A 13,734-nucleotide genomic window follows, 5' to 3' on the forward strand; every position below is an offset into this window, starting at 1 on the left:
CATGAAGGCAAACGTGAACAGGAAAAAGCTCAGGGTTTGCTGCACCAGCAGGGGGCTGGACTGAAAATCGTGCACGATGGCGGGGAAAGACGGCAGATAGGTGTCGATGGCAAGCGGTCCGACCATGGCCAGGCCCGCCAAAATCCAGATTAATAATTTAGTCACGTCGAAGAGTGTTTTTGTTAGGTCGTTATCTTGTGGTAGTGGCAATAACCGGGTGGCCGCCAGCTGATCTGGGCTCGTTATGTATCTTTCGCATACCGAAGCGAAATGCTTTCCTGGTTTTGTCATGGGCTGCCGCTAAGCGGGGGCGACCTGGCCTGCGTGCCGTTTTTATGGAAGTGATGCCCTATGCACTGCAGCTGTCCCGCAGCACCCGCCGACGACACGGCCCAGTGGAACCTGGGAGCCGTGATCCAGGCCTTGCGCAGCTCGCGCGAAGACAAGCACAAGATCCGCCACAACGGCAGGGTGCGCGAACTGCCGTCGCGCGAAGCCTTGACTGCCATCGTCAACGGCCTGTCGGCGGCGCTGTTCCCCATCCATTACCAATTGAGATTTTTTTGCCCACTCGACGATAAATTGTTTAGGTCAGAACGGCCCCTCCCGAACCAGTATTCAGTTTAACAAACTCAACTAGTACAACATCAACTAACCGCGACGCATAGTTATCCTCGGCAGGTGTCAACTGCCTGCCAGTTGATTGGCACTCGGTGCAGTTTCCGATCAGAGCGAACCGTTGTCGACCTCCGTGCTGATCAGTGGGCGGTGTTTGGCCTCTTCAAGCTCGCGTTTGCACTGGTAAATGGCATCGCGCAGCGACTGCTGATAATACTCGTGGTCACGTTGTTGGGAGCTACAGTTTTCTCTTTGAATGCAATCGCGCTCCAACTCATTCAAGTAGGCGGCATTCGCTGCAGCCAGCGCGGCTTCAGCTTGTTCAACGGTTTTACTCATGGACCTGTCCTCACACTGGATGCCGACCAGATATCGGGCGCCGAAGCGCGGAATTTCTTTTTAAAGACGACTGCGCAAGTGGTGATTTCTATGCATTCCAATTACTCTTTAGCGCCAAAATAGTCGGCAGGGTACTCAACGCCGTCATCCGGGTACACCCGGCGATAGCCACCGGCGTTGCAATTTACTTCGATTACGAAATCGAGGTAAAGGATTCGTGCCTACTCCAGCCATGCAGCTTCTGGAACTGCCGCGTCCCATGGGGCACTGAAATCTGGAGCTTGAATTCCTGCAATATGCCGTAGGTTTCGCGAGTGGCAACACTGCAACCAGTACACAGCCGACGATCACCTCGCTTTTAGAGCTTCATACCTACCGCCAGCCGGTTAAATGCATTCATCAAGGCCGCGGCCAAAGTCAGATCGGAAATTTCGACATCGGAGAAATGTGCTTTCAAAGGCTCATATAGCTCGTCAGGCGCGCCCTTTTCGCTAATATGGGTAAGCGTCTCGGCCCATGCCAGGGCGGTACGCTCGCGGTCATTAAATAATTCGCTGATTCGCCATCCTGCGAGGCAATCCAGCTTCTCTTGCGGCATCTTGCATTCGCGCAGGGCCTGCGAATGTTCGCCCAGGCAGTAAGCACAGCCATTTATTTGCGAGATGCGCAAATAAATCAATTCAAGCAGCGGCAAACCTAGCGAGCTCGCGGCCAGCGCCGTATTGCAGGCGAGCAGACCTTGATAGGCTGCAGGCGATAGGGAACGAAATGGCAATCTAAGTTGACTCATGGTGAAACTCCTGCGTAGAAAAAAGGGATCAGGCATAAACAAGTTTGTTGAACCGAGGTTCCAGTGCCAGTCGGACACGCGCATGTTCGAGCGTGGCACGGACGGCCTCTTCTCCGAATACTAAGCCTTGAAGATAGCTGAAGTGCAGGTTGAACAGGCCAAGGGTGTTAAGCACGTGGCGCAGGTAAGTAGTGAGAAAATCTGGTTGCCGTGCCCGTTCTCCCTGATGAAAACCACCGGAACCGACCAGCACGTACACAGGGCGGTCGCTCAGGAGGCCAACTTTGCCATCGGGTCTTGAATTGAATGTCCGGTGAATTCGCAGGACATAGTCGATCCAGAGCTTGAGCGCGGCAGGGATCGTGAAGTTGTGCATTGGGGTGGCAATGAGCAGCATATCGCTGCGTTCCAATTCGGCGATCAGAACTTCGGAGGCCTCAAGTTCCGGCGAGTCGAACGGCGTATCAGAGGTCAGGGCACGGGCATAGTCCATACCGAGTGGCGACAGTGGATGTGCGCCCAAGTCTCGCTTGACAAGTTCGAGCCGCGGATACTGGTGCTGCAAAGATGAAACTAGTTCCAGTGCTAACTGGTTTGCATGGGAAACCTGCCCATTCGGGCTGGCATTGATCAACAGGACATTGTTCATGCCAGACTTTCTGGCCGAAGGCTCTGCGTGAAATGCATGCCACGGGCCAACAGCCCCTGGCGAAAATAGAAACGTTGTGCCAATGGCATATGCAGGCCTGTATCCAGCACGAAATGATCACAACTGCGCTGCATGGCCTCCTCCCGAACCGCAGTCAACAACCGCGCTCCCAGGCCGCTGCGCTGAAGATCAGAGCTGACCACTAGATCATCGACGTAAATGAAACGCCCGTAGAGCAGGTTTTCCAACGCGCGATAACCAGCCAGGCCGACCATGTGCTCGCCGGCCCACGCCGCCAGTAAACGGTAGCCCTGCTCGCTCTGCCGAACCAGTTGTGCCACGTAGGCGGCCGGATTGGCGATATGCGGCCTTAAGCCGCGCATCAGATCGAAACTGGCCTGAAAGGCCTCCTTGTCTTCGAGGTGTTGGAGTGTGTAATTCATGTCTGCAGTCCGTTGTAGAGATATAGCTCATCTTAGGGCTGCAATGGCTTAAACTACAGGGCCAAAAAATGCTTAAATGACTAGGCCATGATTTTTCCCTTCCTGCCGGACCGCAGCCAGCCAGCGCCGATCTATCGCCAACTTTATCAGCGATTCCGTGATTCCATTGCCGACGGCCGCCTGCGGCCGGGAGACCGTGTACCTGCAGTTCGCTCATTGGCTGCGGAGCTGAACTTGGCGCGCGGTACAGTGGAAGCGGCCTACCAGTTGCTGATTGGTGAAGGTTATTTGATTACGCGTGGGGCAGCCGGGACAGTAGTCTCAACGCAACTGCCGCCAGTTTCCTCGTCCATACTTCGCGGCCCAGTTATTTCGACGGTGTACCAAGCCACCCATTCCGGGACGCTGCCGCTGGCACTGCAGATGGGCCTGCCCGCGCTGGACGCGTTTCCCCGTAAGCTCTGGACAAGACTGGCGGGTCGCCAGCTACGGCAGGATGGTGTCGAGGGGCTCGTCTACCCGGACGCACGAGGCCATGCCCCCTTACGCGCGGCCATTTCGACCTATCTGGGGATTTCGCGGGGTATCACTTGCCACCCGGAACAGGTTTTCGTGTGCGCCGGCTATCGCGCGTGTCTGGACCTCATTCATCACACGCTGATGCAACGAGGCGATACGTGTTGGCTAGAGGAACCCGGCTACTTCATGGCCAGGAATGCCCTACTGGAAGCCGGTGCACAATTGGTGCCGGTTCCAGTAGATGAGCAAGGCCTGGATGTTGCGCAAGGCATCGCCCGTGCTCCAGATGCCCGATTCGCAGTGGTCACGCCGACCCACCAGAGTCCGCTGGGTATATCGCTGTCGCTGCCACGTCGCTTGGCTTTGCTAGACTGGGCCAACCGCCGAGGTAGCTGGATCATCGAGGATGATTATGACAGCGAGTACCGTTATCTAGGTAAGCCCTTGCCGGCCCTCAAGAGCCTCGACCAGCAGGGCCGCGTGCTCTATACCGGTACCTTCAGCAAGGTGCTGTTTCCAGGTCTGCGTTTGGCCTATCTGGTTGTGCCGGCCGAACAGGTCGATGCGTTTGCCCGTCTGGCTGATCGTCTGCATAACTACTGCCCGTACGTGCTGCAGGCAACCGTAGCCGCTTTCCTCAACGAAGGGCACTTTGCGCGACATCTAAACAAAATGCGGAACCTCTACGCGCGCCGCCGTCAATGGCTGGTCGATGCACTGCGTCAGCAATTCGGCGCGCGTCTACTGATCACTCCCCAGGCGGGCGGCATGCATCTCGTTGTCGGCCTTCGCCAAGGTGATGATATCGAGTTCGCTCAGCGTGCCCAGGCCGTTGGCATAGTCGTCGAACCTCTGTCACGGTGGTACCTGGAGGCCAAACCAAGGCACGGCTTGATTCTTGGATTCACGAACATAGCCAGTCCCGAACAGGCGTCGGCGATGGCACTTCGGCTGGATAAGATCATCTAAGACGGTGAAATTTTAGTAGCGCTGTCTTGAGTCGAACCAACGCTCAATAGATTTATCGGCAGCAGGCAGACCGTATTCTGGAATGTCGGTGCCCGTCTGGCTCATGTCATTCGCGGCCTGGTTCTTTGATGTTCAAGAGTCCTTGCGTTTAGTCTCAAAAGGGGGATAGCAACGTATTTTCCATGCCAGTATCTGTGCGCAAATAGGGTGGCTTTAAGAACTATTCATCCGAATTCCATAGATTCTCCATGCTGCATCGCTACAGTCAATCGCTGATGTATTTCTCGTCAGCGTGTTTGTCCCGCATGCAAGCCATGACAGTCGTAGAGAGAAGGGATGCATTCGGGACGCGCTGGACAGTAGCTGAAAAATATAGAAAACATGAAATTAGAAGCCATCACCACGTCGGAATCACCGCACGAAACCAGCCCCCACACACTAAAGAAAATTTTCTCAATTGCCGTTTTGGCACATGTGATCATCTGGATAATATTGCCATTATTATTTCAAAGCAATATTGCGCTAGACATGGCCGAGGGTTTAGCTTGGGGAAAAGAATGGCAACTTGGCTATGAGAAAGACCCACCATTGTTTCCATGGGTCATACAGACCCTGACATCTTGGTCAAATAGAGGGCTATGGATAAGCTATCTCGCAGGACAATTGTGCGTTGTCACAGTTTTCTTTGCCGTGTGGCAGTTGGGACGGCGAGTTGCGACTGAAATGCAGGCACTGATCGGTGCATTGTTGTTAGAAGGCGTTTATTATCTCAATCTTCCGGTTTTGGAATTGAATGACATCGTATTGCAGATGCCGTTTTCCGCCCTGTTTGGTTGGTTGCTACATAAGGCGATCCAAGATGATCAGCTGGGGCACTGGATTCTTGCGGGTTTGGTTTCCAGTTTAGGTTTGTTGTCGCGCTATTCTATGGGGGCATATATCGTACCCATCGCGCTATTCGTTATTATTCACCCAGCCTCCCGTCGTCGCCTGTACTCAAAAGGCCCGTGGCTTCTTATGCTGACATCCACACTAGTATTCCTTCCACATTTATACTGGATCATAAAAAGTGATTTTATTTCAATAAAGTATGTCGGGGACAGAGCGCCTGAAATTACACATGCATTTACTTTTATAAAGGAGTACTTTTCATTTATTGGGGCACAAATTTTAGCACTGTTACCCATGCTGGTAGTGGCATCATTTTTGTGGCGATGGCGGTCATCTCGTGTCTGGCTAAGGGCGCGATGGCATGACTTTGACTTTTGCTATATTGCTGTTTTAGCTCTAGGACCGGCAATTTTTTCCTTGTTGCTATCTTTGCTAGCGCAGCGCCCATTGAGGGCCATGTGGGGGGCGCCGCTGTGGTTTTTTACGGGGATTTTTATCGTTCTTCTTTTTCAGCCCATCTTGACGCAAAAACGTTTTCGTTACTTTATCCGTTCCTGGATTGTACTACTGATATTTCCTGCTTCTTTCTTTATTGCAGAGAAAATTTATGGAACTGACATTACCGGAAATGAGCAGGCCGTCAACTTTCCCGGCGAAAGTTTTGGTAGTGAAATCAATAACAGGTGGTACGCAACGACGAAACGATCATTGAAATATGTCATTGGAAATACTTGGAATGCAGGGAATGTCGCATTTTATGCAAAGGACCGGCCGTCTATCATATTCTCTCATGCAGATCTCCGTGTAAGCCCTTGGGTGAAAATAGAGGACCTTAAACAAGCAGGAGCTGTCATTGTGTGGAATATGCAGGAGGAGGGCATTGCGCTGCCCCAGTATCTTGCCGCGAGATTTCCAGATGCAGTTGTTCAGCCCGCATTGACCGTGAAAGGGAAACGATTTCATCATTTTGGCGTCGCCTACCTTTTACCGCAGTGACGGAATGCAAAGTACGTTTTTTCGCTGCTAAGCTGAAATGAAATATCATATCAAATGATTAATATTATTTAAATTGTGGCGGCAATAATCTTGTCTGAGGCTGGTTCGTCAGCGATAATTCGGCAGTATTTTAATTTTTTCTCTGCTGTGTAGGTGAATAGCCCGTTGGCAGCCAGTTTTCAAAAGCGATGAAATGAAAGCGAATGATTTTTACTCTTTTCGGCGCATAATGAAGCATATTTTTATGAGGAAGCTAAGGGAAATCGTCAGCAACGGAAAATGACTTCCAATAAAATCAAAGGGCAACGGCATCTTCTACGCCGGCGCATGATGGTGCTTGAGAGTCACCAACCTAGCAGGCAATTACCCGCATCTTCACTGCAGCCACAGTGAAGGTTTGCAGCGATTACAATCGCGCCTGCCATCGGGAAGGGGAGGGGCGATCAAAGAGGAAACAAATGCAGAACGACGAAGTCCACAAACACCCGAATCTTGGGTGATAGATGAGGACTCGACGGCCAAAGTACATGAAAAATCATACTGTCATGATTGTAATCATCTAACACACTGGTCAAACTTCCTATTTGCAATTGCCGGCGAACCGCTATTTCTGGCACACAAGCGATACCCAAACCCTCTTCAGCGAAGCAGACCTGTGGATCAAGAGTGTTTGTCACCATACTGGCTTGCAGGTTAAAGCTGGACGCGCCGGCAACTTGCAATGGCCAGGCGTCCAGCTTGCCAGTGCTGGGGAATCGATAGAGCAAGCAGGAATGCTTGATCAGGTCTTCGGGCGTGAGCGGCAAGCCCGCTACCCGAAAGTACTCAGGCGCGCCAACCATGACTTTGCGACAGGAGCCGATGCGACGGGCTGTTAGTCGGGAGTCGCTAGGTTCGCCAGTACGAATCACGGCATCGAAACCGTCTTCAATCACGTCTACCAATCTGTCCGAGTAATCAATGTCTAGCAGAATGTCGGGGTAAAGCCGCTTGAAGGCGGCCAGTTTTGGCATGAAGAGTGTGCCAACTGATGGCAGACTAATGCGCAACTTGCCACGTGGCGTATCCCGATTTTGTAATAGCTCAGCTTCGGCCTCCTTCACCTCTCCCAGAATACGGCGGCAACGCTCCAGAAATTGCGCACCTTCCGCCGTAAGACTGACGGTGCGCGTGGAGCGGTGAAATAGCCGTACGCCAAGTCGCTCTTCAAGACGAACAATGGCCTTGCTGACGGCCGATGCCGAAATGCCGAGCTGCTGCCCCGCAACTGTGAAACTGCGGGTTTCTCCGGCATGAACGAAGACGTTCAACGATCCCAGATTGTCCATATTTTTTATCCTTATTTATGACTCCAAAGTCATATGTATTTTCAACTGTAGCCTATTTTTCCTTTATCGATTGACGTCCACACTGTGATCATCCACTGGCGTGCCATCTGGCTGCCGATGAAGAACATAGGAAAGATACAAATGAATAATACGAATGCCACTTCGGCTCAGAGCGCGGATCGGCTGCCATTTGTCGCGCTTCTGGCCTTGGCGATGACAGGTTTTCTGGCGTTGTTAACCGAAACCATTCCAGCCGGAATGCTTACACAGCTAAGCGAAGGAATGGGGGTATCGCAAGCGCTTGCTGGACAGTTCGTTACGCTCTACGCCATTGGATCGCTAGTCGCAGCCATCCCGTTGACGGCAGCAACGCTGGCCTGGCGACGCCGACCATTGATGATTGCGGCGTTATTCGCCATGTTGCTCTTCAACATGGTTACAGCATTGACCTCCAACTATGTCGTCGCCTTGTCAGCACGATTTTTGGCCGGCATGGCAGGCGGCCTGATTTGGGGCATGCTGGCCGGCTACGCGCGACGCCTGGTGCCAGATCATCTCAAGGGGCGTGCCTTGGCCGTGGCGGGAATTGGTGCGCCGTTAGCATTATCGCTGGGCGTGCCGCTGGGCACATTACTGGGCGCTACCCTAGGCTGGCGTACTACCTTTGGAGTCATGTCGCTGCTGACGCTGGGAGTGATGGCCTGGATCTCTCTGCAGGTGCCAGACTATCCAGGACAAGCGGCAAAGAAGCAAACCCCTGTGTATCAGGTTTTTAACACTCCCGGCGTGCGGCCGGTCTTGGCGGTACTGGCGTTCTGGATACTCGCGCACAGCATTCTCTACACTTACTTGATGCCCTTCCTTGAGCCAGCGGGTTTGTCCAATCGGGTCGATGTGGTGCTCCTGCTCTTTGGTGTGGCATCGCTGGCTGGTATCTGGATCAGTGCCATGTTAATAGACCGTATGCTACGGTCTTTGGTACTGCTCAGCCTGGCGGGTTTTGCGCTTGCATCGCTTGCCCTTGGCCTAGCCGGCACTCAGCCGTGGGTCATCTATATCGCTGTAATCGCATGGGGCCTAACCTTTGGCGGCTCCGCTGCCTTGTTACAAACTGCATCGGCCGAGGCCGCCGGGTCAGGCGCAGATGTGGCGCAATCGATTCTGGTTACCGTATGGAATATTGCCATCGCAGCCGGTGGCCTTATCGGCGGAATTTTGCTGGAAACATCAGGTGTCGGTATTTTTCCCTGGGTATTGTTCATACTATTACTCATGGCTTTCTTGATAACCTGGGCTTGCCGTACGCATGGATTCCCTGGGAGGGCTGGCCGAATATCGTAGTTCCAAAAAATCAGGACTCTTGCCCGACCATATGTGTATACGGTTACAACCGATACTATGGATGCCTGAAAGGTTAGAAGAATCAGTATGGAGGAATGCAGTCCGAAGGCGGCGGGCGTTCAAGAGTTTGCAGGGCGAGAATGCACGGTTAAAGAAGTCAATGCGACAGAACCTCATTTCGCCAATGCAGACCAGCACTGAACTAGATAATTAACGTTTCTTTACCGTTCGATTGACAAGGAAATCGTACGCTACCTCCATGAATAGAATAGGAGAATCTTTGTGCACCTCGTGCCCTGCATAAGGGATGTTCAAGAAGACAGAACCTTTTATTTGATCTCGCAGTTCAGCAACGCTCTTTAACGAACAAAGATGATCTTCGTCGCCACGCACCAGCAACGTTTGTGCCGTGATCTGTTTGATCCGGTTGCCAGGGTAAGCACTGTGTTTGATATTTGTCCAGAGCGATACAACCGATTTGATCAACACATCGAAGTCTGGCTCTGGATTGTTCTCTTCGTAGTAGGAAACTGCGTTGGGGAACTTTGTCTTCCAGAAACCAGCTGTCACGCCACTTAACATGGGAAGGGCAGGGTCATCCGCCTCCATTTGACTTTGAGCCGCCACCGCCACAAGCCCCCTAATCCTCGACGGGGTTTCAGCTGCCATGCGCAAGGCAGTGATGCCACCGTCACTAAAGCCCAGTATAGAAAAATAATCGAGTTTCAAATGCGCGACGATGGCTTCAACATCTGCTTGATATTGTTGATAGGTCAAGCGAGATTTTCCGAGCGTCGACTTGCCATGACCACGAAAATCAATGCCAATCAATCTAAATTCACTTGCAAGTTGTCCTACAATCCCATTGAAGTCTGTGAGGTTGCCTAAGCCGCCATGCAGTAACAGTAATGGACTCCCGATCGGATTGCCTATGATTTCGAAGTATATTTCGGCGTCATCAACTGGTAAGTACTGACCTGATGAATGAGTAAAAAAAGCCATGGTGAATTTATCCTTGCAAAATTTTAGTTTTTGATTCGCGGATCATACAAGGGTTGACTGTCAGTTTTTGTCAGTATCTGAGCCGTTTGCACTGAATCGCCATCAGTTTAGGTATTTCTGATTCATCACTTTTGCCCACTGTGGATTGGGGCCGGTGGCTTCAGCCGCCGATCCAGCAGGTTTGGCGCAATGGTGACTTCATCCCTGTCGACAGTGTCCGTCCTGCTGTTGGAAGGCCCGGCGACTCCATCGCGAGCCGAGAACAGCGAATCCAAGCGAGGCAACGCCGATTGCGGCTCCCACCCAAGCAACAGCTGGCAGTCCATGACCGAAGCTGATCGGCAGTCCGGCAAGCAGCGGTGCAAGCGTCAGACCGGCTTGAAAGGCTGACGTGTTTGTCGCCCCTGCAAGCATCGGCGCATCGGGAGCGATCGCATAGACCCGGCCCCAAATTGGCGGATTTAGCAGGAAGCCCGAAACGCCGAGCAGAAATACCAGTACAATGGTCGCCACCATATGGGACGCCAGCAGCGCCATCGCAGCGGATATGACGATCAGGCCAGCGATGCCCACCACAAGCGTGGCGAACGGATAGCGATCAGCAGTACGTCCCCCAATCGTCAGCCCGATGAAGGCACCAACGCCAAACAGAGTCAGCACAGCGGGCAGCCACTGGTCGGGCAATCTACTCACCTCGAGCATCAAGGCCCCGAGATAAGCGAACGTGCCCATGTAGGCGGCAGTGGTAGCCGCCGTCGTAGCATAGGCCACCCAAAGAACCGGGGACTTCATGGCGCGCAACTCAGTGTTGAGGTCAGGCGCCGCCGCATCGCCAGGTGCCTTGTTGGGCAAAGCGAGAAGGCCGGCGACCGCCGCCACAGCAGTAACCGCGATGACGGCCCAGAATCCGCCGCGCCAGCCGGTTGAATCGCTGATGAACGTTCCTGCGGGGCCGCCCAGAACCATCGCGGTGGTCAAGCCACTGACAACGATGGAAAGTGCCTTGGCGCGGCGATCAGGAGGTGAAAGTTGCACGGCGCTTGCTGCCGCAACCGCCCAGAAGCACGCATACGCCAAGCCCATGACGAACCGGGCGGCAAGAATGGGCCAATAGCTTTGCGCAAGGAGGCTTAACACCGTTGCAGCGATGAAAGCCACCTGGCTGGCGAACAAGGTGTTGCGCTTAGACCAGTGCAGCGTCAAGATGGCGAACGGCGGCCCGCCTATCAGTGCACCCACTGCGAATGCGGAAATCAAGGTTCCCGCCGTTGGCAGCGTGATGTGCAGATCTGCCGCAATCATCGGGAGAATACCTCCCATCAAAAACTCGGCGCTGCCCATCGCAAACAAACTCAGGGCAAGAAGGTAGACGGCAGATGGAATGGCCGTGTTGCGCTCTTGGGGCCGCAACGGGGTTTCGCCGGCGCTGGGGGTGACGATGCTCACGTTTTCTTGCATTGTAGTTCTCCGATGGATTGATTTGAGAATCGAGGTTTGCCATCAATCCGCCGTGGCGGATTGCCGGCATGTGGGCACAAAGCCATCCCCATGCGGCGTGTCCAGCAACGGTTCCGTTCATTCCCACACCCGCTTGAGCAGTGCGGTAGACAGATACTCGTTCCTTTCCGTTGCCGAAAATGTCGTTTGCAGGCATGATAAAAGTTGAAGTCAACTTCAAGTCAAGGGGGGCATCATGGATATTTCAGAGGTCGCCAGGCGCACAGGCATATCGGCCTCTTCGCTGCGGTTTTATGAAAAAAAGGGTTTAATCTCAGCAACCAGCAGCGCGGGGGAGCGGCGACACTTTGCACCGGACGTGGTCAATCAACTGGCATTGATTGCGCTCGGACAGGCAGGGCAACTCTCTCTGGAGGAAATCCGCACGATGCTTTCTCCCACTGGTGCCCCGCAGGTAGACAGGAATGTACTAGTGGCCAAAGCTGACGAAATCGACGCGACTATCAAGCGCCTACAAGCCATGAGCGAGGGTTTGCGCCATGCTGCACAATGCCCCGCTGCCAGCCACGCGCAATGCCCCAACTTCCAGCGTTTACTCAAGGTTGCTGCGGCGGCAAAGTTGAAGCAAAGCAGGTCGACAGCTATTAACGCATCTCCTGGTAGTCTTGTTGCCCGCCAAGCGATGAGATCAAAAGCAAAGTGAGGCGGTCCCAGGTAATTGTCCGATTTTTGACCCGGGCGAATGACCAGACTATAAAAACGGTTGATTCAGCTATGGACGTGTTCAAACACTCAATGACGAGGCAGAAAGCCTTCGCCCCCGAATTTACCGGCCTTTTGTATGGCGCGTTCGGCAACATTATTGGTAAACGGTAGCGATAGACAGCGTACGCACAGGAGAACGGTATCGTTGTATTGGCGCATGCGGTGTAGCAGAGTGAAGGTGAAGGACTGTTCGTATCGGTCCCTTTGGCTAGCCTTGCTTACTTTCGACCCAAGCACGTCCGGTCACTCAAGAAGCACCTGGATCGAGCTGTCCGCGTGCGCAAGAGAGAGCGTGGGAATGTCGGGGGGGGGGGGATGAGATTTTTGTCATCCTCATCACCATGGGCAGATACGCCAATGCTGACAATGGTTAGCATGAATTTACGCAGGTCGGACAGTCACATCAGGTCATTTGTGCAAATTAATGATCATCAGTGAGTGCGGGCGGATCAGCAAGACATGCCGTAATTTGCTGGCGTAGCCAGTCGATACCACCATCATGCCAACTGCTCGCCGACCAATGAAGGCGAATAGACAAAGTCGGGAGCATGAATGGAAGTTTGAGTATGCTGAGTGGCTTCTTGCGTTGGTCAATGATGAGCTTGGCGAATCGCTCAGGAACGACTGCAATGTAGGATTTGCCAACAAGTATTTCCGGCAGTATGAAAAAACTGGGAGTCGTAATGACTGGCACCCTAGTCTGTGCCTGCAAACGGTCAAGGACAGCATGGTGAGCTGAACTTGGTATATCAGCGACTGCATATTGAAGAAACTCGCTGTTGGCATTGACTGGCGCCGACGTGTCGTGCAGGCCAACATATCTATCCTTGAATAACAAAATACTGGATTTACGCGATTTAAGCTGCGGAATCCAGCCAAACGCCATGTCGATACTTCCATCATGCAATCTGTCAGCAAGAGAACCTTCCCAGTGCGCAACGACACGGATATGGATGCGCGGAGCATAAAACGCCACCCGCTGCATCAGCCGGTTCAGCACAAGAAGTTGACCAACATCTGTCATATAGATAATGAAAGTACGCCGTGAAGTTGCGGGGTCAAACGTAGCAGGCAGGCTCAGCGCCGCCTCCAGCGCCTTCATAGCCTCCGCCACCGGGAGGTACCACTTCCGGGCCATTTCAGTCGCTTGCATCCCTTCCGCACTGCGTATGAAAAGAGGGTCACCAGTAGTTTTTCGCAACCGGGCGAGCACTGTCGATACAGCTGGCTGAGTCATGCCAAGAGTATCTGCGGCGCGTCCGATATGGCGTTCGCGAAATACGGCAATAAATACTTTCAGTAATCGTAAATCCAGCTGGTCGAACATTGCGTTTCTTTTCATATTGTTTTCATCAACCCAGATCGCGCACGTGCATGTCATCGAAATTTTAATACTTCCTGCATTGCCACGAGTCTACTAGACCTGGCACCATCCATACCGGCGCCGCATTATTGCCGATGCCGCCACCTCCCGTATCCTGCAAGATTCATTCTCCGGCTCATTCGCATTTCCGAATAATACGCATGCCTACGTAACCAGCTAGCCAGCTTGATTGAATCTGGATAACGGTGAAGGCACAAGTGCCAGCCATTTTTTAGCATGCCATACCTCAAGGATGCATGGAA

Annotated in this window: 12 protein-coding genes and 2 pseudogenes; 5 read left to right on the forward strand and 9 right to left on the reverse strand. The window is 53.0% G+C overall.

Going from position 1 to position 13,734, the window contains the following annotated elements; translation table 11 throughout:
• Positions 1 to 126 (reverse strand): annotated as a pseudogene (locus CBW50_RS29955) (Bcr/CflA family drug resistance efflux transporter); the annotation flags it as partial.
• Between the two features lie 225 nt (positions 127 to 351).
• On the opposite strand from CBW50_RS29955, the pseudogene CBW50_RS13205 reads away from it, so the two are divergent.
• Positions 352 to 549 (forward strand): annotated as a pseudogene (locus CBW50_RS13205) (serine acetyltransferase); the annotation flags it as partial.
• A 177-nt stretch (positions 550 to 726) separates the two neighbouring features.
• Here the strand turns inward: CBW50_RS13205 and CBW50_RS13210 are convergent.
• From CBW50_RS13210 to CBW50_RS13225, 4 genes are all read right to left on the reverse strand, one after another.
• Positions 727 to 957 carry a hypothetical protein gene (locus CBW50_RS13210; protein WP_086145994.1) on the reverse strand — a complete coding sequence of 77 codons (231 nt, stop codon included), beginning with the start codon at positions 955 to 957 and terminating at the stop codon, positions 727 to 729.
• A 358-nt stretch (positions 958 to 1,315) separates the two neighbouring features.
• On the reverse strand, positions 1,316 to 1,747 hold the full coding sequence (locus CBW50_RS13215; RefSeq protein WP_086146049.1) for a carboxymuconolactone decarboxylase family protein: 432 nt from the start codon (positions 1,745 to 1,747) through the stop codon (positions 1,316 to 1,318).
• Between the two features lie 28 nt (positions 1,748 to 1,775).
• Positions 1,776 to 2,396, reverse strand: a complete 621-nt coding sequence (locus tag CBW50_RS13220) for an FMN-dependent NADH-azoreductase (protein ID WP_086145995.1) — start codon at positions 2,394 to 2,396, stop codon at positions 1,776 to 1,778.
• Positions 2,393 to 2,839, reverse strand: coding sequence for a GNAT family N-acetyltransferase (locus tag CBW50_RS13225; protein WP_086145996.1), 447 nt, complete (start codon positions 2,837 to 2,839; stop codon positions 2,393 to 2,395). Before CBW50_RS13225 ends, CBW50_RS13220 begins: the two co-directional genes overlap by 4 nt.
• 87 nt (positions 2,840 to 2,926) lie before the next feature.
• Here CBW50_RS13225 and CBW50_RS13230 point away from each other — a divergent pair, with 87 nt between their 5' ends.
• Together CBW50_RS13230 and CBW50_RS13235 are read left to right on the forward strand one after the other, a co-directional pair.
• The gene (locus CBW50_RS13230) at positions 2,927 to 4,327 is read left to right on the forward strand and encodes a PLP-dependent aminotransferase family protein (protein WP_086145997.1); all 1,401 of its coding nucleotides are present in this window, start codon (positions 2,927 to 2,929) and stop codon (positions 4,325 to 4,327) included.
• A 381-nt stretch (positions 4,328 to 4,708) separates the two neighbouring features.
• Positions 4,709 to 6,214 carry a glycosyltransferase family 39 protein gene (locus CBW50_RS13235; RefSeq protein ID WP_086145998.1) on the forward strand — a complete coding sequence of 502 codons (1,506 nt, stop codon included), beginning with the start codon at positions 4,709 to 4,711 and terminating at the stop codon, positions 6,212 to 6,214.
• A gap of 443 nt (positions 6,215 to 6,657) precedes the next feature.
• On the opposite strand, the gene CBW50_RS13240 is transcribed toward CBW50_RS13235, so the two are convergent.
• Entirely contained in the window at positions 6,658 to 7,542 is an 885-nt protein-coding gene (locus CBW50_RS13240; protein WP_086145999.1) for a LysR family transcriptional regulator, read from the reverse strand.
• 141 nt (positions 7,543 to 7,683) lie between these two features.
• Here CBW50_RS13240 and CBW50_RS13245 point away from each other — a divergent pair, with 141 nt between their 5' ends.
• Positions 7,684 to 8,883, forward strand: a complete 1,200-nt coding sequence (locus CBW50_RS13245; protein WP_086146050.1) for an MFS transporter — start codon at positions 7,684 to 7,686, stop codon at positions 8,881 to 8,883.
• A 210-nt stretch (positions 8,884 to 9,093) separates the two neighbouring features.
• On the opposite strand, the gene CBW50_RS13250 is transcribed toward CBW50_RS13245, so the two are convergent.
• The gene (locus CBW50_RS13250; protein ID WP_086146000.1) at positions 9,094 to 9,885 is read right to left on the reverse strand and encodes an alpha/beta hydrolase; all 792 of its coding nucleotides are present in this window, start codon (positions 9,883 to 9,885) and stop codon (positions 9,094 to 9,096) included.
• A 198-nt stretch (positions 9,886 to 10,083) separates the two neighbouring features.
• The gene (locus CBW50_RS13255) at positions 10,084 to 11,343 is read right to left on the reverse strand and encodes an MFS transporter (protein WP_086146001.1); all 1,260 of its coding nucleotides are present in this window, start codon (positions 11,341 to 11,343) and stop codon (positions 10,084 to 10,086) included.
• A gap of 235 nt (positions 11,344 to 11,578) precedes the next feature.
• Between CBW50_RS13255 and CBW50_RS13260 the strand changes: the two genes are divergently transcribed.
• Positions 11,579 to 12,046, forward strand: a complete 468-nt coding sequence (locus CBW50_RS13260; protein WP_086146002.1) for a helix-turn-helix domain-containing protein — start codon at positions 11,579 to 11,581, stop codon at positions 12,044 to 12,046.
• Between the two features lie 483 nt (positions 12,047 to 12,529).
• Here CBW50_RS13260 and CBW50_RS13265 read toward each other — a convergent pair whose 3' ends face one another.
• Entirely contained in the window at positions 12,530 to 13,435 is a 906-nt protein-coding gene (locus tag CBW50_RS13265) for a LysR family transcriptional regulator (protein ID WP_172404757.1), read from the reverse strand.
• Positions 13,436 to 13,734: the final 299 nt, after the last annotated feature.

Source organism: Janthinobacterium sp. GW458P (genome assembly GCF_002127585.1).
Classification (GTDB): domain Bacteria; phylum Pseudomonadota; class Gammaproteobacteria; order Burkholderiales; family Burkholderiaceae_D; genus Janthinobacterium.

Excerpts from the sequence above, each read along its gene's own strand:
- CBW50_RS13255 (WP_086146001.1), bottom strand. The coding sequence starts at position 11,343 with ATGCAAGAAAACGTGAGCATCGTCACCCCCAGCGCCGGCGAAACCCCG.
- CBW50_RS13225 (WP_086145996.1), bottom strand. The coding sequence starts at position 2,839 with ATGAATTACACACTCCAACACCTCGAAGACAAGGAGGCCTTTCAGGCC.
- CBW50_RS13250 (WP_086146000.1), bottom strand. The coding sequence starts at position 9,885 with ATGGCTTTTTTTACTCATTCATCAGGTCAGTACTTACCAGTTGATGAC.
- CBW50_RS13260 (WP_086146002.1), top strand. The coding sequence starts at position 11,579 with ATGGATATTTCAGAGGTCGCCAGGCGCACAGGCATATCGGCCTCTTCG.
- CBW50_RS13245 (WP_086146050.1), top strand. The coding sequence starts at position 7,684 with ATGAATAATACGAATGCCACTTCGGCTCAGAGCGCGGATCGGCTGCCA.
- CBW50_RS13240 (WP_086145999.1), bottom strand. The coding sequence starts at position 7,542 with ATGGACAATCTGGGATCGTTGAACGTCTTCGTTCATGCCGGAGAAACC.
- CBW50_RS13230 (WP_086145997.1), top strand. The coding sequence starts at position 2,927 with ATGATTTTTCCCTTCCTGCCGGACCGCAGCCAGCCAGCGCCGATCTAT.
- CBW50_RS13220 (WP_086145995.1), bottom strand. The coding sequence starts at position 2,396 with ATGAACAATGTCCTGTTGATCAATGCCAGCCCGAATGGGCAGGTTTCC.
- CBW50_RS13235 (WP_086145998.1), top strand. The coding sequence starts at position 4,709 with ATGAAATTAGAAGCCATCACCACGTCGGAATCACCGCACGAAACCAGC.
- CBW50_RS13210 (WP_086145994.1), bottom strand. The coding sequence starts at position 957 with ATGAGTAAAACCGTTGAACAAGCTGAAGCCGCGCTGGCTGCAGCGAAT.
- CBW50_RS13215 (WP_086146049.1), bottom strand. The coding sequence starts at position 1,747 with ATGAGTCAACTTAGATTGCCATTTCGTTCCCTATCGCCTGCAGCCTAT.
- CBW50_RS13265 (WP_172404757.1), bottom strand. The coding sequence starts at position 13,435 with ATGTTCGACCAGCTGGATTTACGATTACTGAAAGTATTTATTGCCGTA.